Source organism: Serratia sp. CY83965 (genome assembly GCF_052166375.1).
GTDB classification, from domain to species: Bacteria; Pseudomonadota; Gammaproteobacteria; order Enterobacterales; family Enterobacteriaceae; genus Serratia; species Serratia marcescens.
The window spans coordinates 872,077-895,397 of record NZ_JBJNOV010000001.1; the positions used below are offsets into that span (position 1 = coordinate 872,077).

Sequence of the window (23,321 nt, forward strand, 5' to 3'; positions counted from 1 at the left end):
CCCCCTAATTAGCCTGAGGTGAATGCCTTATGGAGCAGTTACGCGCCGAACTGAGCATTGTGCTGGGTGAGTCCATCAGCCGGCTGGAGCGGGTGAGCGAACAGCCTTATGCGCATATGTATTCACTGTACGATCGGCAGGGCAACGCGATCCCGTTGATGGCGAAAAGCTTTATCTGTCGGGGCATCGCCCAGCAGGAGGCGTACAAGCTGTCGATGCTGGCGCGCGACGGGGATATTCGCCTGCCTACGGTGTATGGCGTGGTGTGCACCCACCAGGCGCCGTATACGGAAATCCTGCTGTTCGAGCGCCTGCGCGGCGTGTCGGCTGAGGCGCCGACGCGCTCGCCGGATCGCTGGAATATGCTGATGGAGCAGATCGTTGACGGGATATTGGCCTGGCACCGCATCGACAGCCACGGCAGCGTCGGCAGCGTTGACAGCACGCAGGAGAATGACTGGTTTTGCTGGTATCAACAGCGGGTCGAAGTGTTGTGGGCGACGGTGGTCAATCTCACCACCCCGCAGTTGACCATGGCGGATCGGCGTTTGCTGTACCGCACGCGTGAAACGCTGACCCATTTCTTCGTCGGCTTCGATGATCCCTGTGTTCTGGTGCACGGTAACTTATCGCTGCGCAGCATGTTGAAAGATCCCAAAACCGATCAACTGCTGGCGATGCTCAACCCCGGCGTAGTGCTGTGGGCGCCGCGCGAATACGATCTTTTCCGCCTCTGCGAGGCGGGCATGCCCAGCCAGCTGTTGTTCAACTATCTGCAGCGGGCGCCGGTCGCCGACGCTTTCCTGGCGCGGCGCTGGCTATATGCGGTATGGGAAGCGGTAGGGCGTTTGATCCATACCGGCAAGCTGGAGCGGCGGCCGTTCGACTATGCGTCGCAACAGCTGCTGCCCTGGCTGGCCGGTTGAACGGGCTTTACTCTGCGCCGGCGCTATCTGCGCCCTTCAGCCATTGCCACAGGCTACCCAGCGTTTCATACCAGGCGCGCTCGGTATGGCCGAGGAACATTGACGACGGTGTGGCGCGATCCCAGATATTCAGCGGCGAGTCGATAGCCAACTGATTGGCCGGCGCCGGGATCGGATGCAGCCCCTTAGCCTTGAAGAAACGCATGGCGCGCGGCAGATGGTTGGCGGAGGTCACCAGAATGAACGGCTGCTCGCCGACCAACTTGGCGACCTGAGCGGCCTCTTGCTCGGTATCGCGCGGTTCCCCCAAGATCACCATATCACTGCGCGGCACGCCCAGGCTTTCGGCCACCAGCGCCGCAGTGGCGGCGTTGCTTTGCATGGGGCCGGCGGACGCGCCGGTGAACACCATCCTGGCGCCGGGATGTGCAAGGTAGAGCCGAACGCCTTCCGTGACGCGCGGCAGACTGTTGCCGAGCAGGTTTGAACTGGGCGCCCAATCGGGATTGTAGGTATAGCCCCCGCCCAACACGACGATGTAGCTGACCGGATCGTTACCGCGATAAGTCTGGTATTCGGCTTCGATCGGCCGCAGCAGCCGGTCGGCCACCGGTTGCAGGCTGAAAAGCAGTAAAAACAGCCAGCTCAGCGTGAAAATCGTCTTACCGCTTTTTTGCCAGCGGGTGAACCACAGCAGCAGCAGCGCCAGCCCCATCAGCAGCATCAACAGCGGCAGTGGCATCAGCAGGGCGCCAAAGAACTTTTTCAGGTTGAACAGCATCGAAAATCAGATCCTTTTGGGTGAAAAATCGGCATCCAGGTATAAACAGGCCGCAAGAAGATACATTCTAAGCCAGTCTGTGCCAAAATAGCAGGTTTGAATGGGCGTGCGCTTTGCCGCCGACAAGACTGAGATCAGCGGAGCCGTTGTCCATGCAGGATCGTAATTTTGACGATATTGCTGAAAAATTTGCGCGTAATATTTACGGCACCACGAAAGGAAAAATCCGCCAGGCGGTGGTTTGGCAGGATCTGACCGGGCTGCTGGCGCAGTTGCCGCAGCGGCCGCTGCGCATTCTCGACGCCGGGGGCGGTGAAGGCCATATGGCCTGCCAACTGGCAGAATTAGGACATCAGGTGTTGTTGTGCGATCTTTCTGGTGAGATGATCCAGCGCGCCGCGCAGCTGGCGGAGCAGAAAGGTGTGAGCCAGAACATGCAATTCGTACAAAGTTCTGCGCAGGATATCGCTCAACATTTGGAACAGCCGGTTGATCTGATATTGTTTCATGCAGTGCTTGAATGGATCGCCGAGCCCGAAGCGGCGCTGCAGGCGTTGTATGACTGCCTGACGCCGGGCGGCGCGCTGTCGCTGATGTTCTTCAACGCCAACGGCCTCTTGATGCGCAACGTGGTGTTGGGTAATTTCCAACTGGTGGATCCCGAGGTCAGACGGCGCCGCAAGCGTTCGCTGTCGCCGCAATATCCGCACGATCCGCTATTGGTCTACGGTTGGTTGGAACTGCTGGGCATGCGCATCGGCGGCAAAACCGGCGTGCGGGTGTTCCACGACTATCTGCAGAGCAGACAGCTGCAAACACAAAAATTTGAAGAGTTACTGGCGCTTGAACAGCACTATTGCCGGCAGGAGCCGTACGTGAGTTTGGGGCGCTATATTCACGTCATGGCGCATAAACCAAACCTGAAGGACGAACTATGAGTGAATTTTCCCAGACAGTACCCGAACTGGTCGCCTGGGCACGGAAAAATGATTTCTCTATTTCGCTCCCTACGGAGCGTCTCGCATTTCTGCTCGCCATCGCCACCCTGAACGGCGAACGACTGGATGGCGAGATGAGCGAAGGTGAGCTGGTTGATGCATTTCGCCATGTCAGCAAGGGTTTTGAACAGACGCATGAAACGGTGGCGATGCGCGCCAACAATGCGATTAACGACATGGTGCGCCAGCGCCTGTTGAACCGTTTTACCAGCGAGCTGGCGGACGGCAACGCGATTTACCGCCTGACGCCGCTGGGTATCGGCATTACCGATTACTATATTCGCCAACGCGAATTCTCCACGCTGCGTTTGTCGATGCAGCTGTCGATCGTGGCGCAGGAACTCAAACGCGCCGCTGATGCCGCCGACGAGGGCGGCGACGATTTCCATTGGCATCGCAACGTGTTCGCGCCGTTGAAATATTCGGTGGCGGAAATCTTCGACAGCATCGACATGACCCAACGCGTGATGGATGAGCAGCAGCAGAGCGTGAAGAACGACATCGCGGCGCTGCTGAGCAAGGATTGGCGGGCGGCGATCTCCAGCTGCGAGATGCTGTTGTCGGAAACCTCGGGTACCCTGCGCGAGCTGCAGGATACGCTGGATGCGGCGGGCGATAAGCTGCAGGCCAACCTGCTGCGCATCCAGGACGCAACCCTCGGCAACGTGGAGCTGGGTTTCGTCGACAAGCTGGTGTTCGATCTGCAAAGCAAGCTGGATCGCATCATCAGCTGGGGCCAGCAGGCGATCGACCTGTGGATCGGCTACGATCGCCACGTGCATAAATTTATCCGTACCGCTATCGATATGGACAAAAACCGCGTGTTCGCCCAGCGCCTGCGTCAGTCGGTGCAAACCTATTTCGACCACCCGTGGGCGCTGACCCATGCCAATGCCGATCGTCTGCTGGACATGCGCGACGAAGAACTGGCGCTGCGCAGCGAGGAAGTGACCGGGGAACTGCCGCCGGATCTGGAATTCGAAGAGTTCAGCGAGATTCGCGAACAGCTGGCGGCGATGATCGAAGAGGCGCTGAAGGTGTACCAGGAACAGCAGATGCCGCTCAACCTTGCGGCGGTGATGCGCGATTACCTGGCGCAATATCCGCGTGCGCGTCATTTCGACGTGGCACGTTTAGTGGTCGACCAGGCTGTTCGCCTCGGTGTGGCTGAAGCAGATTTCTCAGGGTTGCCGGCGGAATGGCAGGCAATCAATGATTACGGAGCCAAGGTCCAGGCCCATGTCATCGACAAATATTGAACAAGTAATGCCAGTCAAGCTGGCCAAGGCGCTGTCCAACTCGCTGTTTCCGGCGTTGGACAGCCAACTGCGCGCGGGTCGTCACATCGGTATCGATGAGCTGGACAACCACGCCTTTTTAATGGATTTCCAGGATGAGCTGGAAGAATTTTACAACCGTTACAGCGTCGAGCTGATTCGGGCGCCGGAAGGCTTCTTCTATTTGCGCCCGCGCTCCACCACGCTGATCCCGCGTTCGGTGCTGTCCGAGCTGGATATGATGGTGGGTAAGATCTTGTGCTACCTGTATCTCAGCCCCGAGCGCCTAGCGCACGAAGGCATTTTCAGTCATCAGGAGCTGTACGACGAGTTGCTGAGCCTGGCCGATGAGAACAAGCTGCTGAAGTTCGTCAACCAGCGCTCCACCGGTTCGGATCTCGATCGGCAGAAGCTGCACGAAAAGGTGCGCACTTCCCTGAACCGCCTGCGCCGCCTCGGCATGGTCTATTTCATGGGCAATGACAGCAGCAAGTTCCGCATTACCGAGGCGGTGTTCCGCTTCGGCGCCGACGTGCGCAGCGGCGACGATCCGCGTGAAGCGCAGCTGCGCATGATTCGCGACGGCGAGGCGATGCCGGTTGAAACCAGCCTGTCGCTGAACGATGAGAATGACGCTGAGGATCAGCAGGTTGATAACGCTCCTGACGGTGCAGAGGATGAACAGGAATGATTGAACGCGGTAAATTTCGCTCGTTGACGCTGGTTAACTGGAACGGCTTCTTCGCCCGCACCTTTGATCTGGATGAGCTGGTGACCACGCTGTCCGGCGGTAACGGGGCGGGGAAATCCACCACCATGGCGGCCTTCGTCACCGCACTGATCCCCGACCTGACGCTGCTGCACTTCCGTAACACCACCGAAGCGGGCGCCACCAGCGGCTCACGCGACAAAGGCCTGCACGGCAAGCTGCGCGCCGGCGTGTGTTACTCCACCCTTGACGTCGTCAACTCACGCCACCAGCGCGTGGTGGTTGGCGTGCGTCTGCAGCAGGTGGCGGGGCGCGATCGCAAGGTCGATATCAAACCGTTCACCATTCAGGGGTTGCCGACCGCGGTACAGCCGACTGAATTGCTGACCCAGACCGTGGGTGAGCGCCAGGCGCGCGTGCTGTCGCTGCAAGAGTTGAAAGAGCGCGTGGAAGAGATGGAGGGCGTGCAGTTCAAGCAGTTCAACTCCATCACCGATTACCACTCGCTGATGTTCGATCTGGGCGTGATCCCGAAACGCCTGCGTTCGTCCGCCGATCGCAGCAAGTTCTACCGTCTGATTGAGGCGTCGCTGTACGGCGGTATTTCCAGCGCCATCACCCGCTCGCTGCGCGATTACCTGCTGCCGGAAAACAGCGGCGTGCGCAAGGCGTTCCAAGACATGGAAGCGGCGCTGCGCGAAAACCGCATGACGCTGGAAGCGATCCGCGTCACCCAGTCGGATCGCGACCTGTTCAAGCATCTGATCTCCGAGGCCACCTCCTATGTGGCGGCGGACTATATGCGTCATGCCAACGAACGCCGAATCCATCTGGACGGCGCGCTGGCGCTGCGCAGCGATCTGTTGGGCAGCCGCAAGCAGCTGGCCGCCGAACAGTATCGCCATGTGGAAATGGCGCGCGAGCTGAGCGAACAGAGCGGCGCTGAATCCGATCTGGAAACCGATTACCAGGCCGCCAGCGACCACTTGAATCTGGTGCAGACGGCCATGCGTCAGCAGGAGAAGATCGAACGCTATGAAGCCGATCTGGAAGAGCTGACCTACCGTCTGGAAGAGCAGAACGAAGTGGTAGCCGAGGCGAGCGAGCAACAGGCCGAAAACGAAGCGCGCGCCGAAGCGGCCGAGCTGGAAGTGGATGAGCTGAAGAGCCAGTTGGCCGACTACCAGCAGGCGCTCGATGTGCAGCAGACCCGCGCCATTCAGTACCAGCAGGCGCTGCAGGCACTGGAGCGCGCGCGCGCGCTGTGCCAACTGCCGGACCTGACTGCCGATAATGCCGAACAGTGGTTGGATACCTTCCAGGCCCGCGAGCAGGAGGCGACCGAAGCGCTGCTGATGCTGGAACAGAAGCTGAGCGTGGCCGACGCCGCGCACGGCCAGTTCGAACAGGCCTATCAGCTGGTGGGTAAAATCGCCGGTCAGGTCAGCCGCAGCGAAGCCTGGCAGTGCGCGCGCGAATTGCTGCGCGACTGGCCTTCGCAGCAGCACTTAGCCGAGCGCGTTCAGCCGCTGCGCCTGCGCCTGAGCGAACTGGAGCAGCGCTTGCGCTCGCAGCAGGACGCCGAGCGCCTGCTGCAAGAGTTTTGCAAACGCCATGGCCAAGAGTACCAGCCGGACGATCTCGACATGCTGCAGCAGGAGCTGGAAGAGCGCCTGGAAGCGCTGTCGCAGAACGTCAGCGAAGCCGGCGAACGCCGCATGGAGATGCGCCAGGAGCTGGAACAGATCCAGCAGCGCATCCGTGAGCTGACGGCGCGCGCCCCAGTGTGGCTGGCGGCGCAGGATGCCCTGAGCCAGCTCAGCGATCAGAGCGGGGAGCCGCTGGAAAACAGCCAGCAGGTGACCGAATACATGCAGCAACTGCTGGAGCGCGAGCGTGAAACTACCGTCGAGCGCGACGAAGTGGCGGCCCGCAAGCGCGAAGTGGAAGCGCAGATCGAGCGCCTCAGCCAGCCGGGCGGCGCGGAAGATCAACGCCTGGTCACCTTGGCCGAACGTTTCGGCGGCGTGCTGCTGTCGGAAATTTACGATGACGTCACTATTGATGACGCACCTTACTTCTCGGCGCTGTATGGCCCTTCGCGCCACGCCATCGTGGTGCCGGATCTGTCGCTGGTGCGCGAGATGCTGGAAGGACTGGAAGATTGCCCGGAAGATCTTTACCTGATCGAAGGGGATCCGCAGTCGTTCGATGACAGCGTATTTGCCGTCGAAGAACAGGACAAAGCGGTGGTGGTGAAGATCGCCGATCGCCAGTGGCGTTATTCCCGCTACCCGGAAGTGCCGTTGTTCGGCCGTGCGGCGCGCGAAAACCGGCTGGAGGTGCTGCATGCCGAGCGTGAAACGCTGGCGGAGCGTTACGCCACGCTGTCGTTCGACGTGCAGAAAACTCAGCGCTCGCACCAGGCTTTCAGCCGCTTTATCGGCACCCATCTGGCGGTGGCGTTCGACGCCGATCCGGAAGCGGAGATCCGCGGTCTGAACGCCCGTCGTGGCGAGATCGAGCGTGCGCTGAACAATCACGAAGCGCAGAATCAGCAGCAGCGTCAGCAGTACGACCAGGCCAAAGAGGGCATTTCCGCGCTCAACCGCCTGATGCCGCTGGTGTCGTTGCTGAACGATGAAACGCTGCAGGATCGCGTCGATGAGATCCGCGAAGAGCTGGAAGAAGCGCAGGACGCCGCGCGCCACATTCAACAGCACGGGGTGTCACTGACCAAACTGGAGCCGCTGCTGTCAGTGCTGCAGAGCGATCCGCAGCAGCATGAACAGCTGCAGCAGGACTATGCGCAGGCGCAAAGCGTGCAGCGTCAGGCTAAACAGCAGGCGTTCGCGTTGACAGAAGTGGTGCAGCGTCGCGCGCACTTCAGCTATACCGACTCCGCCGGCATGCAGAATGCCAACAACGATCTCAACGACAAGCTGCGTCAGCGTCTGGAGCAGGCGGAAGCCGAACGCGCCCGCGCCCGTGAGCAGCTGCGTCAGTATCAAACCCAGTTCACCCAATACAGCCAGGTGCTGGCCTCGCTGAAAAGCTCGTATGACGCCAAGCGCGACATGCTGAAAGAGCTGAGCCAGGAGCTGGTGGATATCGGCGTGCAGGCCGACGCCAACGCTGAAGCGCGCGCGCGCGCGCGTCGCGACGAGCTGCATGCGGCGTTGAGCAACAACCGCGCTCGCCGCAATCAGTTGGAGAAACAGCTGACCTTCTGCGAAGCCGAAATGGACGGCCTGCAGAAGAAACTGCGGAAGCTGGAACGCGACTATCATCAGCTGCGCGAGCAGGTGGTGACCGCCAAGGCGGGGTGGTGCGCGGTGATGCGCCTGGTGAAAGACAACGGCGTGGAACGCCGCCTGCACCGCCGCGAGCTGGCGTATATGGATGGCGACGAGCTGCGCTCGATGTCGGATAAGGCGCTCGGCGCGCTGCGTCTGGCGGTGGCGGATAACGAACACCTGCGCGACGTGCTGCGCCTGTCGGAAGATCCGAAGCGGCCGGAGCGTAAGATTCAGTTCTATATCGCGGTGTACCAACACCTGCGCGAGCGTATCCGTCAGGACATCATCCGCACCGACGATCCGGTCGAGGCCATCGAGCAGATGGAAATCGAGCTGGGCCGTCTGACCGAAGAGCTGACAGCGCGCGAGCAGAAGCTGGCGATCAGTTCGAAAAGCGTGGCTAACATCATTCGCAAAACCATTCAGCGCGAACAGAACCGCATTCGCATGCTGAACCAGGGGCTGCAGGCCGTTGCCTTCGGCCAGGTGAAGAGCGTCCGTCTGAACGTCAATGTGCGCGAAGCGCATGCCACTCTGCTGGATGTGCTCTCCGAGCAGCAGGAACAGCATCAGGATCTGTTCAACAGCAACCGCCTGACCTTCTCCGAAGCGCTGGCCAAGCTGTATCAGCGCCTGAATCCGCAGATCGACATGGGGCAGCGCACGCCGCAGACCATCGGCGAGGAGTTGCTGGACTACCGCAACTACCTGGAAATGGAAGTTGAGGTGTACCGTGGTTCCGACGGCTGGCTGCGTGCGGAAAGCGGCGCGTTGTCTACCGGTGAAGCCATCGGTACCGGGATGTCAATCCTGGTGATGGTGGTGCAGAGCTGGGAAGAAGAATCCCGCCGCCTGCGCGGTAAAGATATCTCGCCGTGTCGCCTGCTGTTCCTCGATGAAGCGGCGCGTCTGGATGCCAAGTCGATCGCCACGCTGTTCGAACTGTGCGATCGTCTGGAGATGCAGCTGATCATCGCGGCGCCGGAAAACATCAGTCCGGAGAAGGGCACCACCTATAAACTGGTGCGTAAGGTGTTCCAGAACCACGAGCATGTGCACGTGGTGGGGCTGCGCGGTTTCGCCGGCGAGCCGCCGGCGCTGGGCACTGCGCCGGTTGAAACGCCATAACGCAGAAAAACGCCCTAAAAATCCGAAAATAGCCGCCGCAGGGTGGCTATTTTTTTGTGCGCGTGGATGATAGTCCTGCTTTTTTATCCGTTGAAAAGCGGTTAGTTTAATCAGATAAACAGTTATTCGACGCCCGTAGGGCGAAACGGCCTTTCTGTTTGTATACTGAAACTATATGCAATTTTTGACGTTTTTTTTTGTGAGCATACAGGGGGCAAGGGATGTTGCTTAAAAAGGGAAACTCTCTACGACGTTTGGCGCTGAGTGGCGCTATCGCCTGTAGTCTTGTGTCGTCGTTTTCCGCCTTGGCCACCGTAACGGCGTTACCGGTGGCAACAGCAGGCATGTCCGTTGCGCAGAGTCGTTCTGAACTGCTGGCCGCGTTGCCGCGCGGTATGGATCTGCACTACCTTTCCACGCTGGCGCCGCTGTATGCGGCGAATCATATGCAGCCGATGTGGCAGGATCGCGAGGCCGTTCAGCAGTTTCAACAGCAGCTGGCCGAACTGGCGATGTCCGGCGTGCAGCCGCAGTTCACCCAGTGGGTGAAGATGTTGACCGATCCGGCGCTCAGTGAAGCGGGCCGCGATGCGGTGCTGTCCGATGCGATGCTGGGTTATTTGCAGTTTGTATCCGCCATCGGCGCCAACGGCAACAACTGGCTGTACAGCAATATTCCCTACAAGCTTGGTTTGCCGCCCACGGCGGTGATCAATCAATGGCAGCTGGCGGTGCGCCAGGCGCGAACCCTGAGCTACGTAAATTCGCTCGCGCCGCAGCATCCGCAATATGCCAAGATGCATCAGGCGCTGCGTGACATGCTGGCGGACAACCGCCCCTGGCCGCAGGTGGGCAGTGGCCCGAGCCTGCGCCCTGGCCAAATGAGCAACGATATCCCGGCGCTGCGTGAGATCCTGACGCGCACCGGCATGCTGGCCGCCTCGGCGCCGGAAGCGGAGCCGGAACCGGCGGTGGTTTCGGCGAAGAGCAATGAACCCGACGACGGCGGGCTGACGGTAGACGAAGAGAAAAGCCGTGTGACGGTCAGCCCATCGGCGGCGCCGGTGACGGAGTTGACCGCGGAACAGACGCCGCCGCAGATCGGCAGCGTGGTGAGCGACAACCTCTATACCAACGAGCTGGTGGAGGGCGTCAAGCGTTTCCAGAAATGGCAGGGGTTGACGGCGGACGGCGTGATCGGCGTGCGCACCCGCGAGTGGCTCAACGTGTCACCGAAAACCCGCGCCGCGCTGTTGGCGCTGAATATCCAGCGCTTGCGCATCTTGCCGGGGCATGTCGGCACCGGCATTATGGTGAACATTCCCAACTACTCGCTGACCTACTATCAGAACGGCAACGAAGTGTTGTCCTCCCGCGTTATCGTCGGGCGGCCAAGCCGCAAGACGCCGTTGATGAGCAGCGCATTGAATAACGTGGTGGTCAACCCGCCTTGGAACGTGCCGACCACGCTGGTGCGTGAGGATATCGTGCCGAAGGCGATGCGCGACGGTAACTATTTCCAGAAACACGGCTATACCGTGCTGTCAGGCTGGAGCAACGATGCGGAAGTGATCAACCCGGCGATGATCGACTGGAGCATGGTTTCTGCGCGCAACTTCCCGTATCGCGTGCGCCAGGCGCCGGGCGCCACCAACTCGCTGGGGCGTTTCAAGTTCAATATGCCGAGCTCGGATGCCATTTACCTGCACGATACCCCGAACCACAGCCTGTTCCAGAAAGACATCCGCGCGCTCAGCTCCGGCTGCGTGCGGGTGAACAAGGCTTCCGATTTGGCGAATATGCTGCTGCAGGATGCCGGCTGGAACAATAGCCGCGTTTCCTCCACGCTGAAAGAAGGCAATACCACTTATGTGAATATTCGCCAGCGTATTCCCGTAAAACTGTATTATCTGACCGCCTGGGTTTCGGATGATGGCCAACCGCAATTCCGTACAGATATTTACAATTATGATAATACGGTGAGATCGGGCGCACAAATTTTGGCTCAGGCCAAAAAATTAATGCAGTAAATGCAGTAATTATAAATAAATAACGGTCAGAATGTTTGGCTATACCGCAGGCCCTCGTAGGCGGGGGCCTGTAAACCTAGGCGTATCGCGGGTTGACTCAGCATACGCAGGCGGTTATGGTTCGGACAGTGCGCTGCTTTGTGCATTTATTTTGACATTCTTGCCGGGTTTAACAGAGTCATGGACAAAATTGATCATCATCGCCGTAAATGGCTGGCGCTAGGTGGCGCCGCTATGGGCATAGCGCTGCTTCCAGGGCAGGCATTTGCCAGTCTTTCCACCGCTCGACCGCGTATTTTAGTGCTGAATAACCTGAATACCGGTGAATCTATTAAAGCCGAGTTCTTTGACGGCAAAGGCTACAATAAAGAAGAGTTGGTTCGGCTAAATCATCTGTTCCGCGATTATCGCGCCAACAAGGTTAAATCGATCGATCCCAGCTTGTTTGATCACCTCTATCGCCTGCAGGGGCTGCTGGGCACCAGCAAGCCGGTGCAGCTGATCTCCGGTTACCGCTCCGTAGATACCAACAACGAATTGCGCGCACACAGCCGCGGCGTGGCCAAGCACAGCTACCATACCAAGGGCCAGGCGATGGATTTCCACATTGAAGGTATCCAATTGAGTAATATCCGTAAAGCGGCGTTAAAAATGCGCGCCGGTGGTGTAGGATATTACCCACGTAGCAACTTCGTGCACATCGATACCGGCCCGGTTCGGAGCTGGTAATCGCGGTGCCCTCAGTGAATAACGCTGCTCCTTGCAGAGGCGGCGTTATTGTCGTTGGAGCCTTATGAAATACCATCTTATTCCCGTTACCGCCTTTAGCCAGAACTGCAGCCTGATCTGGTGTGAAAACACACAGCAGGCGGCGTTGGTTGATCCCGGCGGCGAAGCGGAAAAAATCAAAGCGGAAGTGGCGAAGCAGGGTGTGACAATCACGCAGATTTTGCTGACGCACGGCCATTTGGATCACGTCGGCGCGGCGGCGGAGCTGGCGGACCATTATCAGGTGCCGATTTACGGCCCGGATAAAGAGGACGCTTTTTGGCTGGATGGTTTGCCGGCGCAGAGCCGGATGTTCGGGCTGGAGGAGTGTGCGCCGCTGACCCCGACTCGTTGGCTGTCGGAAGGCGATGAGATGCAGGTGGGCGAAATGACGCTCAAGGTGCTGCACTGCCCCGGGCACACACCAGGCCACATTGTCTTTATCAATGAGCAGGCGCGTTTGGCGCTGGTCGGCGACGTGCTGTTTAACGGCGGCGTGGGGCGCAGCGACTTCCCGCGCGGTGATCATCAGGCGTTGATCGCCTCTATTCGCACCAAGCTGCTGCCATTGGGCGACGATATGCGCTTTATTCCCGGCCACGGCCCGATGTCGACCTTTGGCCACGAGCGCCAGACCAACCCGTTCCTGCGCGAAGAGCCGGCGGTGTGGTAACGATTATTTCCCGGCCGAAATAATCAAGGGCGCATAGAGCGCCCTTTTTTTATGATTTATGACCTGCGTCGATGCTTTTAGAGCACGGCGACGATGGCTTCACACAGCGGCGCCATGTTGTCCGGGGTCATGCCGGCCACGTTCACCCGGCCCGAGTTCACGGCGTATACGCCGAACTCTTCACGCAGACGCAGCACCTGTTCTTTGGTCAGGCCGCTGAATGAGAACATGCCGTTCTGCTGGATGATGAAGCTGAAGTCCTGTTGTGCGCCTTTCTCCTGCAGGGTGTTCACGAACAGCTGACGCATGCGGTGAATGCGCTGGCGCATGTCGGTCAGCTCCTGCTCCCACATCGCGCGCAGGGCGTCGTTGCCCAGAATGGTGGCGACAACGGCCGCGCCGTGTGACGGCGGGTTGGAGTAGTTGGCACGAATGGCCGCCTTCACTTGGCTGAAGGCGCGATCGGCGGTTTCGGCATCGGCAGCTACAATGGTGCAAGCGCCGACGCGCTCATTGTACAGGCCGAAGTTTTTCGAGTAGGAGCTGGCGACGATCAGCTCTTGATGTTTGGCGGCGAAAATACGCAGACCCTGCGCATCCTCTTCCAGACCGTTGGCGAAGCCCTGGTAGGCGAAGTCGAACAGCGGCAGCCAGCCATTGGCGACGGAAAGCTCAGCCAGTTGTGCCCACTGTTCCGCCGTTGGATCGATACCGGTCGGGTTATGGCAGCAGCCGTGGAACAACACGACATCCCCGGCCTGAGCCTGTTTCAGACTGTTCAGCAGGCCGTCAAAATCCAGCGCGTGGTTGGCAGCGTCGTAGTAGGCGTACTCCAGCACTTCCAGGCCAACGGCGCTAAAGACGTTCTTGTGGTTCGGCCAGCTTGGGTTGCTGATCCAGATGCGCTTGGCGCTGGTCTGGTTGGCGATAAAGTCTGCCGCCACGCGCAGGCCGCCGGTGCCGCCTGGCGTCTGCGCGGTGCGCGCGCGACGATTGGTGACGATCGGGCTCTCTTTACCGAACAGCAGCTCTTGCGTGCAGCTGGCAAACGCCGGGATGCCTTCAATGCCGAGATAGTTTTTGGTGGTCTCGTTTTCCAGCAGATACTGTTCAGCTTTTTTTACGCTGGTCAGCACCGGGGTTTTGCCGGTTTCGTCTTTATAAACGCCAATGCCTAAATTGATTTTATTCGGGCGGGCGTCGGCGCGGAAAATGTCGGTCAGGCCCAGGATCGGGTCGGCGGGTGCGGCGGTGATTTTTTCAAACATGTCAGGTGCTTCCAAATCTCGGAGTTAAGCAGACAGAAGCATCAGGGTAGCGCCAGTTATCGGCTTTGCCAACCGTTTGCGATAAAAACACCGCGATCTTGTGAACGGGAAGGATTCGACAGAAAAAATGAGGGGGAAGGGGAAATCTGCAGGATAAAACGTTACCGGAAGACACAAATAAAAACAGGGCCGAAGCCCTGTTTTTTTAACTTAGCCGACGGTGAACCGCCGTTAAGCGAGACAACTTAGAACTGGTATACCAGACCAACAGCTACGATATCGTCGGTAGCGGTGCCGGTTGCTTTGGTGAACTCGTTGTCATCCAGCAGGTTGATTTTGTAATCAACGTAGGTGGACATGTTCTTGTTGAAGTAGTAAGTGGTACCAACAGAAACATATTTAACCAGATCCTGGTCAGAACCCACGCCAGGAACGTTCAGGTTTTTACCTTTAGATTGCAGGTAAGATACTTCTGGACGCAGACCGAAGTCGAACTGGTACTGAGCAGTCACTTCGAAGTTCTGAGTTTTGCTCGCGAAGCCGCCGCACTTGTCATCGGTAGCTGCACAGCCTGCACCGAAGTTACCGCCGCCGAACGGGGTCATGTTACGGGTTTCTGCGTACATCGCCGCCAGGTAAACGTTGTTGGCGTCGTATTTCGCACCTACGGTCCATGCGTCAGCCTTGTCGCCACGCTCGTTGGAACGCAGTTTCTGGTCGTCGGTACGGTTAGAAGACGCGTATGCAGCGCCGAAGCTTACGCCTTCGCCGATGTCATAAGTAGAGGAGATGCCCCAGCCGTCGCCGTTTTGTTTCTTGACGTTACGGCCGTCGTTCTGGTTTTTGCCCTGGTACTGAACGGCGAAGTTCAGACCGTCAACCAGACCGAAGAAGTTGTTGTTACGATAGGTCGCAACGCCGTTGGTACGGCCGGTCATGAAGTTGTCGGTGTAGGTGTAAGTATCGCCACCGAACTCTGGCAGCATATCGGTCCAGCCTTCCACGTCGTACAGTACGCCGTAGTTACGGCCGTAGTCGAAGGAGCCGTAGTCAGCGAATTTCAGACCCGCGAAGCCCAGACGGGTTTTGGTGCCTTCGGTGCCCTGAGATTCGGAGTGGTTAGCCTGGACGTTGTATTCCCACTGGCCGTAACCGGTCAGTTGGTCAGTAATCTGAGTTTCACCTTTGAAGCCGAAACGAACATAGGTCTGATCGCCGTCGTTACCTTTGTCGTCGGAGAAGTAGTGCAGACCGTCAACTTTGCCGTACAGATCCAGCTTGTTGCCGTCTTTGTTGTAGATTTCAGCTGCGTTTGCTGCACCAGCAGCCAACAGAGCCGGGATAACCACTGCAAGAATGTTGCGCTTCATCATTATTACCCTCATTGGTGTTATTCGGACACCTTTGCCACTGCCGCCAATAATTCCTTGGGAACTATTGTAGATAGATTGGTGTCGTCCTGTGTCTGAACGCAGTGTTCCATTCACAGGCGGGTTAATCTAGGACGAAAATGATACCAATGTCGCAATGAGGTTGCAAAAGGAAAGTATGTGTAACTAAATGTAATTTTTCGGGAACTTTGTGACGTGCGTCAATATTAAAAAATGCGAAAGGCCAGCGAGGCTGGCCTTTGTTTTGTAACGAAATCGTTTAAAAAACGTGTGATCGTATGAATTAGAAGCTTGCGTTACGTGGTGTGCGTGGGAACGGGATCACATCGCGCACGTTTTGCACGCCGGTGACATAGGCGATTAAACGTTCAAAGCCCAGGCCGAAACCGGAATGCGGCACGGTGCCGTAACGACGCAGATCGCGATACCACCAGTAGTCTTCCTTATTCAGGCCCATCTCTTCCAGACGCTGATCGAGCACGTCGAGGCGTTCTTCACGCTGAGAACCACCGATGATTTCACCGATGCCCGGCGCCAGCACGTCCATGGCCGCGACGGTTTTGCCGTCTTCGTTCATGCGCATGTAGAACGCCTTGATGTCTTTCGGGTAGTTTTTCACCACCACCGGCGCCTGGAAGTGTTTCTCCGCCAGATAACGCTCATGTTCGGAAGAGAGATCGATACCCCAGGAGACCGGGTTTTCGAAGGTTTGGCCCGAGGCCAGCAGGATCTCAATGGCGTCGGTGTAGTCTACCTGGGCGAAATCGGAAGAGACGAAGCGCTCCAGACGCGCGATAGCGTCTTTATCCACGCGCTCGGCGAAGAATTTCAGATCGTCTGCACGTTCATCCAGCACCGCCTGGAACACATACTTCAGCATGCTTTCGGCCAGGCCGGCGACATCGTCCAGCGTCGCGAAGGCCACTTCCGGCTCGATCATCCAGAATTCCGCCAGGTGGCGGCTGGTGTTGGAGTTTTCGGCGCGGAAGGTTGGGCCGAAGGTGTAAACCTTCGACAGCGCGCAGGCGTAGGTTTCGCCGTTCAGCTGGCCGGAAACGGTAAGGAAGGCTTCCTTACCGAAGAAGTCTTCGCTGAAGTCGACAGCGCCCTTGTCGGTGCGCGGCAGGTTTTCCAGGTCCAGCGTGGACACGCGAAACATCTCGCCGGCGCCTTCGGTGTCTGAGGCGGTGATCAGCGGGGTGGACACCCAGAAATAGCCATTTTCATGGAAGAAGCGGTGGATCGCCTGCGCTAGCGTATGACGCACGCGCGCCACGGCGCCGATCAGGTTGGTGCGCGGGCGCAGGTGGGCCACTTCGCGCAGGTATTCGATGCTGTGACGTTTGGCCGCCATCGGGTAAGTGTCCGGATCGTCGACCCAGCCGACCACTTTGATCGCGGTGGCCTGCAGCTCGAAGCTCTGGCCTTCGCCCGGTGAAGCGACGACCTTGCCGGTAACTTCGACCGAACAGCCGGTGGTCAGGTGCAGCACTTCATCTTGATAATTCGGCAGAGAATTATTAACGACGGCCTGTAACGGATCAAAGCAGGAACCGTCATAGACGGCCAGGAAGGAGATACCAGCTTTTGAATCTCTCCGGGTACGTACCCAGCCGCGTACGGTGACTTCACTGTCAACCGCAGCACGACCTTGCAGTACGTCGACTACAGGCACTACGCTCATAGATTTCTCTCTTTAATAATTTGGTTTAGAAATAGCTTACAACCCAAGAATATGGGGGTAATGGCTATGTTACTTGCCGCGGTGCAGAGCACAAGCAGAAATCATCGGATTGGCGCAACATTTATCGCGGCTGACTGAAAAGAGGGCGTTCGGGATAAAAACAAAAAGCCGGCGCGAGAACCGGGCCGGCTTTCTCTCTTTATATAAAGAAGGCTCAGCTGGCTTTCTTCACCAGCGGCAGATCGAAGGCCTTGCGCAGAGCCCTGACGAACGCCTGGTCCTGGCAGATGGTCTTGCCGGGGCTGTCGGAGAGCTTGGCCACCGGCTTGCCTTTGCACTCGACCAGCTTGATCACGATATTTAACGGCTTAACGCCGGGAATATCGCAGGTCAGGCGCGTGCCGATGCCGAAGCCGAGATTAATGCGCTGGTAGAAATGGCGATAGAGCGCCAGCGCTTTTTCCAGATCCAGGTTGTCCGAGAACACCAGCGTTTTGCTCAGTGGGTCGATGCCCAGTTTCTGATAGTGGGCAATGGCCTTTTCACCCCACTCGACGGGATCGCCCGAATCGTGGCGAAGCCCCTGATAACGCTCGGCGAACTGCGGGCCGAAGTCGCGCAGGAAGGCATCCATGGTGATGCAGTCGGTGAGCGCTATGCCAAGCTGGTCCGGATATTCATCCAGCCAGGCCTGCAATGCGGCGCGCTGGCTGTTGGCCAGCACCGGGCTTATCTGCTGATGCGCCTGGAACCACTCATGCGCCTGCGTGCCGACCGGCGCCAGACCCAGCTGGTGCGCCAGATCGTAATTGCTGGTGCCCGACAGGTACGGGAATTCGGCCTGCAATGTGCTGACGATGGCCTGTTGCACGCCCTGAGAGAAACGGCGGCGGGTGCCGAAGTCCATCAACTTGAAGCGTGAAAGATCCAGATCGCCCGCCAACGTCTTGAACTGCGCCAGCTTGGTTTGCAGATGCGCCACCGCCTGTTCCGGCGTCGCCAGCGGCGAGCGCCGGCGGTGCACTACTTCGCTGATCACCGCCAGCAACGGCACTTCCCACATGATCACTTCACGCCAGGGGCCGGCGATGCGGATGTGCAGCTTGCCGTCGCGGTTGTCGATGGTGACCTGCTGCGGATCGTAGCGGAACGTGCGCAGCCAGTTCAGGTAATCTTGACGGAAGAAGGGCAGGCCCGAAAGATAAGCGAATTCGGCGTCGGTTAGCGCCAGCCGGCTCATCAGCGCCACCTGCGCGCGGATCTCGTCGGCATATTCGCCCAGCAGTTCGTCGCCGCGGCAGCGGAATTCCGCCGCCACGCTGATCGCGGGATAGCGATGGAACACTGCTTGCTGCATATGAAGCTTATAAGCATCGGTATCAAGCAGTGATGTCAAAATCGGGGAAGCGTATTGAGTCATAGCGCGTTACAGCATCCTCGTCAGGCGCGTGTCCAAATCCGGATAATCATAAAAGTGGGGGTGGAGTATACCCGGATTATCCTGTTATTGAAGCTGCATCACACCATAAATCACCGAAGCGGGTCGAGGATTAAACGTGCCTTTATGGCAGCCGGATAGCGGCGGGGAGGAAAAAAAGCCAGATATGCCTGTAAGGTGAATGACTTAGCCTAATTAGTCATAAAAATTATAATGTTAATTATTTTAAACAACGAATCAGATAAAGCCGGCCTGGGTATGCACGCTGACCCGATCCTTGCCGTTCTTTTTGCAAAAATAGAGCGCTTCGTCCGCCTGTTTAATCGCCGCCTGCAGCGCGGCGAACGCGCTGACCGGCGCGATGCCGCAGCTGGTGGTGAAACGCACTTGCCGTCCGTCGGCCAGATTTAGCGTCAGGCGATGAGTACGTGCGCGCAATTGCTCCATGATGTCCCGCGCGTTGTCCAACGAACAGTTGCCCAGCAGCACCGCGAACTCTTCGCCGCCATAGCGGCAGAAGATGTCGCTGGCGCGGAACGCGCGTTGCAGCAGGTGGCCGAATGCCACCAGCGCCCGGTCACCCACGTCGTGGCCGTAGCTGTCGTTGAGTTGTTTGAAATTGTCGATGTCGATCAGGCAAAAGGCCTGCGGGTAGCTGGCGTTGCCCAGCAGTTGACATTCAAGGAAGAATTTACGGCGGTTGTAGATATTGGTGAGCGGATCGAGGAAGGAAGAGGCCTCGAGCTCTTTAATCAGCAGTTGTTTCTCGCTCTCCAGCGAGACCTTGTCCAGCTGGTATTGCCTGAGCTGCTGAATGGCGTCGCTGATGGCGATCAATTCCTGGCTGTAGAAGGCATCGTTACGATCGATATTCATCTCACCGCGCGACAGCCGCACGATATTGTTGTGGGTCTTGGTCAACCAGCGGTTGATGCTGGTGCAGAACACCAACGCCGGCAAAATGAACAGCAAAACCACCAGGCCGGCGAGTGCGATCATGCCGTAAATGGTCGTCTGGCTGTCGTAAATCTTGTGGCGCGAGGCGAGGGTTTCCAATTCGAAACTGCGTTGATACAGCGCCTGCGAAAGCCCGCTCACATCGTCGACATAGCGAGAAATAAGCGCTGTGGGGTAGGGCTTATGGGTATCGATAGCGGTATACAGCCCATTGGTAATCTGCTGGAGGCGCTCAGCGGACACCTGGGCGAGCAACGCATTGACGATGTTGGTGATTTGTCCATCGTCGTAGTTGATCTTCATGAAGATCAATCGGGTGCTCAGTGCGTTCAGCACGCCGGTAAGCTGAATGGACTTTAGATAGGCGTCTTTGCGAACGAGCTGGCTGACGTTGACGTCGATAATCTGATCGCTCAATTCCGTCAATGACATATTTAACCGGTTATTGAGACGGATGGCCTCGAGAAACATAAAGGAGTCGGTATCCACCATCCGGGTATCGTAGGTGTAACGGTAATAACTCTTGCTGGTTTGCGAGATGTAATAGGCGCTGTTGATGTTGAACAGATTGGCGTTGGTGTTATTGACCTGCGAAAGCTGCAGGTTGTCATTATCCAGCAGCTGCTCCATCAACGCGATCATCGACAGCGCGGCGATTTTTTGCCGAACCCCGAGCTGTCTGGCGACCTCATCGTCCAGATGTTCGCGGATCCGGGTGATTCTCTCGCGTGCCACCCGATCGGCGGCCAAACATTGCGCACGGGTGATTTGCGGATCGATCAGGCTCAATCGTTTGAGGCGATGAGCCAGCAGCGCAGCCTGAAAGGCTTCGGAAATTTCTTTGGCGCGATCGATTTTGTACAGGTTCAGCTGGTTGTCGCGGTAGTCGGTATGGGCTTCGAGCAGCTCATCGACGATGAACAGAGAGAAGGAAGTCATCAGGCACAGGGTAAAAAAATAGATTGCGTATTTAATTTTCATAGTGCGAGTCATCCCTGAGCCTGATGCCGCAATTATACCACCATGCCGCCTGTGTCGCCTCAACTATGCCGGCGCGCCGCGATGGCGGCTTTTTAGCATTAAATGCTGATTTTTATTTAGCCATTGGTCACCCGCACTGCCGCCTGCCGGCCGATTTATGATTTGCCTCTGATTTCTCTCTCTTGGTCGCCCTGCGGCTCTGGGCTTTTCGGCCAGCTGTGATACAGTTTATTCACAATTCAGGCTCACCGCGCGCCGCAGGGGAACATACCGGCTGCGGTACGAAGGAGAAGCGCAGCCTGGCACCTATAACTCACTGAGACGTTTAAGGGTTTTTATGACACAACAGCCACAGGCAAAATACCGCCACGATTATCGCGCGCCCGATTACACCACGACCGATATCGATTTGGACTTCAGTCTGGATGCGGAAACCACGCGCGTGACCGCCGTCAGTAAAATCAAACGTCAGGGGGCGGCCGGTGCACCGCTGGTGCTGGATGGCGAAGATTTGACGCTGGTGAGCATTCAGGTCGACGGCCAACCGTGGAGCGCCTACCGTCAGCAGGATAACCAGCTGATCATCGAAGAGTTGCCGGCACAATTCACTCTTACCATTGTCAACGATATTCACCCGGCGAAGAACACCGCGCTGGAAGGGCTGTACCTGTCCGGCGATGCGCTGTGCACGCAATGCGAAGCCGAAGGCTTCCACCACATTACCTATTACCAGGATCGCCCGGACGTGCTGGCGCGCTTTACCACCCGCATCGTGGCCGACAAGACGCGCTATCCGTTCCTGCTGTCGAACGGCAACCGCATCGGCCAGGGCGAATTGGCTGATGGCCGCCACTGGGTGCAATGGCAGGATCCGTTCCCGAAACCTTGCTACCTGTTCGCGCTGGTGGCGGGGGACTTCGACGTGCTGCGCGACAGCTTCACCACCCGTTCCGGCCGTAAGGTCGCACTGGAGCTGTTCGTCGATCGCGGCAACCTGGATCGCGCCGACTGGGCGATGACTTCGCTGAAGAACTCGATGAAGTGGGACGAGACTCGCTTCGGCCTGGAATACGATCTCGACATTTATATGATTGTGGCGGTCGATTTCTTCAATATGGGCGCGATGGAGAACAAAGGGTTAAATATCTTTAACTCCAAATATGTGCTGGCGAAGGCGGAAACCGCTACCGACAAGGATTACCTGAACATCGAAGCGGTGATCGGCCACGAATACTTCCACAATTGGACCGGTAACCGCGTGACCTGCCGCGACTGGTTCCAGCTCAGTCTGAAAGAGGGGCTGACGGTGTTCCGCGATCAGGAATTCAGTTCCGATCTGGGATCGCGTTCAGTCAACCGCATCGACAATGTGCGCGTGATGCGCGGCGCGCAATTTGCCGAAGACGCCAGCCCGATGGCGCACGCCATCCGCCCGGACAAAGTCATCGAGATGAACAACTTCTACACCCTTACGGTGTATGAAAAGGGTTCCGAGGTGATCCGCATGATGCATACCCTGTTGGGGGAGGAGAACTTCCAGAAAGGGATGCAGCTCTATTTCGAACGCCACGACGGCAGCGCCGCTACCTGCGACGATTTCGTTCAGGCGATGGAGGATGCGTCTAACGTCGATCTGTCGCGCTTCCGCCGTTGGTATAGCCAGTCCGGCACGCCGCTGTTGACGGTGCGCGACGAGTACGACGCGGAAACCCAACAGTATCGCCTGCATGTCAGCCAGAAGACCGCGCCGACCGCCGATCAGCCGGAGAAGTTGCCGCTGCATATTCCGCTGGATATCGAACTGTACGACAGCGAAGGCAATGTCATTCCATTGCAAAAAGGCGGCCTGCCGGTCAACAACGTGCTGAACGTCACCGAAGCGGAGCAAACTTTCGTGTTCGACGGCGTGGCGCACAAGCCGGTGCCGTCGCTGCTGCGCGAATTCTCCGCGCCGGTGAAGCTGGACTATCCGTACAGCGATCAGCAACTGACCTTCTTGATGCAGCACGCACGCAATGAATTTGCGCGTTGGGATGCGGCACAGAGCCTGCTGGCGACCTATATCAAGCTGAACGTGGCGCGGCACCAGCAGAAGCAGCCGCTGTCGCTGCCGCTGCACGTGGCCGATGCGTTCCGCGCGGTGCTGCTGGACGAAAAACTGGATCCGGCGCTGGCGGCGCAGATCCTGACGCTGCCGTCGGAGAACGAAATCGCCGAGCTGTTCGCCACTATCGATCCGGAAGCGATCGCCGCGGTGCACGAAGCGATCGTACGCTGTCTGGCGCGGGAGTTGGCCGATGAGTGGCTGGCGGTGTATCACGCCAACAAGACCGACGGCTACCGCGTGGAGCATGCCGAGATCGCCAAGCGCGCCTTGCGTAATGTGTGCCTGGGCTATCTGGCGTTCGGCGAAGATGTGGCGCTGGCGGACCAGCTGGTGAGCGAACAGTATCGCCAGGCGGACAACATGACCGACTCGCTGGCGGCGCTGTCTGCTGCGGTCGCGGCCCAGCTGCCGTGCCGCGATGCGCTGCTGGCGGCGTTCGACGAGCGCTGGTATCAGGATGGCCTGGTGATGGACAAGTGGTTCGTGCTGCAGGGCAGCAGCCCGGCGGCAGATGTGTTGAGCAAGGTGCGCGCACTGTTGCATCACCGTTCGTTCAGCCTGAGCAACCCGAACCGCACCCGTTCGCTGATCGGCGGCTTCGCTTCCGGCAACCCGGCGGCGTTCCATGCCGCGGACGGCAGCGGCTATCAGTTCCTGGCGGAGATCCTCAGCGATCTCAACCAGCGCAACCCGCAGATCGCCGCGCGCCTGATTGAACCGCTGATTCGCCTGAAGCGTTACGACGCGGGCCGTCAGGCGCTGATGCGCAAGGCGTTGGAACAGCTGAAAGGGTTGGAAAACCTGTCCGGCGATCTGTACGAGAAGATCAGCAAGGCGCTCGACGCCTGATCTTTTCGCGCTGAATAGATAAGGGGGACGGCCTGCGCCGTCCCTTTTTTTATCCGT

General features: G+C 58.2%; 15 protein-coding genes. 9 read left to right on the plus strand and 6 right to left on the minus strand.

The annotated features are described in order from the left end of the window. Positions 1 to 29 precede the first annotated feature (29 nt). Positions 30 to 926, plus strand: a complete 897-nt coding sequence (locus ACJ8PL_RS04280) for a YcbJ family phosphotransferase (RefSeq protein WP_016928313.1) — start codon at positions 30 to 32, stop codon at positions 924 to 926. A gap of 7 nt (positions 927 to 933) precedes the next feature. Here ACJ8PL_RS04280 and elyC read toward each other — a convergent pair whose 3' ends face one another. Continuing rightward, positions 934 to 1,707, minus strand: coding sequence for an envelope biogenesis factor ElyC (gene elyC, locus ACJ8PL_RS04285; protein WP_015377333.1), 774 nt, complete (start codon positions 1,705 to 1,707; stop codon positions 934 to 936). 152 nt (positions 1,708 to 1,859) lie between these two features. Between elyC and cmoM the strand changes: the two genes are divergently transcribed. The 7 genes from cmoM (at position 1,860) to ACJ8PL_RS04320 (ending at position 12,589) form a co-directional block, all read left to right on the plus strand. Next, the gene (gene cmoM / locus ACJ8PL_RS04290; RefSeq protein ID WP_016928312.1) at positions 1,860 to 2,645 is read left to right on the plus strand and encodes a tRNA uridine 5-oxyacetic acid(34) methyltransferase CmoM; all 786 of its coding nucleotides are present in this window, start codon (positions 1,860 to 1,862) and stop codon (positions 2,643 to 2,645) included. Next, a complete protein-coding gene (gene mukF, locus ACJ8PL_RS04295; RefSeq protein ID WP_004928228.1) occupies positions 2,642 to 3,964 on the plus strand; it encodes a chromosome partition protein MukF in 1,323 nt (440 codons plus the stop codon). The genes cmoM and mukF overlap by 4 nt, the downstream gene beginning before the upstream one ends. Then, entirely contained in the window at positions 3,945 to 4,673 is a 729-nt protein-coding gene (mukE, locus tag ACJ8PL_RS04300) for a chromosome partition protein MukE (RefSeq protein WP_004928226.1), read from the plus strand. Before mukF ends, mukE begins: the two co-directional genes overlap by 20 nt. Beyond that, the gene (mukB, locus tag ACJ8PL_RS04305) at positions 4,670 to 9,118 is read left to right on the plus strand and encodes a chromosome partition protein MukB (protein ID WP_016928310.1); all 4,449 of its coding nucleotides are present in this window, start codon (positions 4,670 to 4,672) and stop codon (positions 9,116 to 9,118) included. The genes mukE and mukB overlap by 4 nt, the downstream gene beginning before the upstream one ends. Before the next feature lie 221 nt (positions 9,119 to 9,339). Further along, positions 9,340 to 11,148 (plus strand): L,D-transpeptidase, encoded by a 1,809-nt coding sequence (ldtD, locus tag ACJ8PL_RS04310; protein ID WP_028127364.1) that lies wholly within the window; start codon positions 9,340 to 9,342, stop codon positions 11,146 to 11,148. A 180-nt stretch (positions 11,149 to 11,328) separates the two neighbouring features. Next, positions 11,329 to 11,877, plus strand: coding sequence for a YcbK family protein (locus ACJ8PL_RS04315; protein ID WP_004928217.1), 549 nt, complete (start codon positions 11,329 to 11,331; stop codon positions 11,875 to 11,877). A gap of 64 nt (positions 11,878 to 11,941) precedes the next feature. Beyond that, positions 11,942 to 12,589, plus strand: coding sequence for an MBL fold metallo-hydrolase (locus ACJ8PL_RS04320; protein WP_048796528.1), 648 nt, complete (start codon positions 11,942 to 11,944; stop codon positions 12,587 to 12,589). A 77-nt stretch (positions 12,590 to 12,666) separates the two neighbouring features. On the opposite strand, the gene ACJ8PL_RS04325 is transcribed toward ACJ8PL_RS04320, so the two are convergent. The 5 genes from ACJ8PL_RS04325 to ACJ8PL_RS04345 form a co-directional block, all read right to left on the minus strand. Beyond that, complete coding sequence (locus tag ACJ8PL_RS04325) at positions 12,667 to 13,857, minus strand: amino acid aminotransferase (protein WP_033640808.1); 1,191 nt, start codon at positions 13,855 to 13,857, stop codon at positions 12,667 to 12,669. Positions 13,858 to 14,102: 245 nt separating this feature from the next. Beyond that, positions 14,103 to 15,230 carry a porin OmpC gene (ompC, locus tag ACJ8PL_RS04330; RefSeq protein WP_015377340.1) on the minus strand — a complete coding sequence of 376 codons (1,128 nt, stop codon included), beginning with the start codon at positions 15,228 to 15,230 and terminating at the stop codon, positions 14,103 to 14,105. A gap of 301 nt (positions 15,231 to 15,531) precedes the next feature. Next, the gene (asnS, locus tag ACJ8PL_RS04335) at positions 15,532 to 16,932 is read right to left on the minus strand and encodes an asparagine--tRNA ligase (RefSeq protein ID WP_004928205.1); all 1,401 of its coding nucleotides are present in this window, start codon (positions 16,930 to 16,932) and stop codon (positions 15,532 to 15,534) included. Positions 16,933 to 17,146: 214 nt separating this feature from the next. Beyond that, entirely contained in the window at positions 17,147 to 18,352 is a 1,206-nt protein-coding gene (gene pncB / locus ACJ8PL_RS04340; RefSeq protein ID WP_028127363.1) for a nicotinate phosphoribosyltransferase, read from the minus strand. Between the two features lie 255 nt (positions 18,353 to 18,607). After that, the gene (locus tag ACJ8PL_RS04345; RefSeq protein ID WP_033640805.1) at positions 18,608 to 20,308 is read right to left on the minus strand and encodes a GGDEF domain-containing protein; all 1,701 of its coding nucleotides are present in this window, start codon (positions 20,306 to 20,308) and stop codon (positions 18,608 to 18,610) included. Positions 20,309 to 20,645: 337 nt separating this feature from the next. On the opposite strand from ACJ8PL_RS04345, the gene pepN reads away from it, so the two are divergent. After that, positions 20,646 to 23,264: an aminopeptidase N gene (gene pepN / locus ACJ8PL_RS04350; RefSeq protein WP_116403757.1), complete on the plus strand. Its 2,619-nt coding sequence runs from the start codon at positions 20,646 to 20,648 to the stop codon at positions 23,262 to 23,264. The last annotated feature ends 57 nt before the right edge of the window (positions 23,265 to 23,321 follow it).

Coding starts and splice junctions, on each gene's coding strand:
- ACJ8PL_RS04280 (WP_016928313.1), top strand. CDS start 30: ATGGAGCAGTTACGCGCCGAACTGAGCATTGTGCTGGGTGAGTCCATC.
- elyC (WP_015377333.1), bottom strand. CDS start 1,707: ATGCTGTTCAACCTGAAAAAGTTCTTTGGCGCCCTGCTGATGCCACTG.
- cmoM (WP_016928312.1), top strand. CDS start 1,860: ATGCAGGATCGTAATTTTGACGATATTGCTGAAAAATTTGCGCGTAAT.
- mukF (WP_004928228.1), top strand. CDS start 2,642: ATGAGTGAATTTTCCCAGACAGTACCCGAACTGGTCGCCTGGGCACGG.
- mukE (WP_004928226.1), top strand. CDS start 3,945: ATGTCATCGACAAATATTGAACAAGTAATGCCAGTCAAGCTGGCCAAG.
- mukB (WP_016928310.1), top strand. CDS start 4,670: ATGATTGAACGCGGTAAATTTCGCTCGTTGACGCTGGTTAACTGGAAC.
- ldtD (WP_028127364.1), top strand. CDS start 9,340: ATGTTGCTTAAAAAGGGAAACTCTCTACGACGTTTGGCGCTGAGTGGC.
- ACJ8PL_RS04315 (WP_004928217.1), top strand. CDS start 11,329: ATGGACAAAATTGATCATCATCGCCGTAAATGGCTGGCGCTAGGTGGC.
- ACJ8PL_RS04320 (WP_048796528.1), top strand. CDS start 11,942: ATGAAATACCATCTTATTCCCGTTACCGCCTTTAGCCAGAACTGCAGC.
- ACJ8PL_RS04325 (WP_033640808.1), bottom strand. CDS start 13,857: ATGTTTGAAAAAATCACCGCCGCACCCGCCGACCCGATCCTGGGCCTG.
- ompC (WP_015377340.1), bottom strand. CDS start 15,230: ATGATGAAGCGCAACATTCTTGCAGTGGTTATCCCGGCTCTGTTGGCT.
- asnS (WP_004928205.1), bottom strand. CDS start 16,932: ATGAGCGTAGTGCCTGTAGTCGACGTACTGCAAGGTCGTGCTGCGGTT.
- pncB (WP_028127363.1), bottom strand. CDS start 18,352: ATGACTCAATACGCTTCCCCGATTTTGACATCACTGCTTGATACCGAT.
- ACJ8PL_RS04345 (WP_033640805.1), bottom strand. CDS start 20,308: ATGAAAATTAAATACGCAATCTATTTTTTTACCCTGTGCCTGATGACT.
- pepN (WP_116403757.1), top strand. CDS start 20,646: ATGACACAACAGCCACAGGCAAAATACCGCCACGATTATCGCGCGCCC.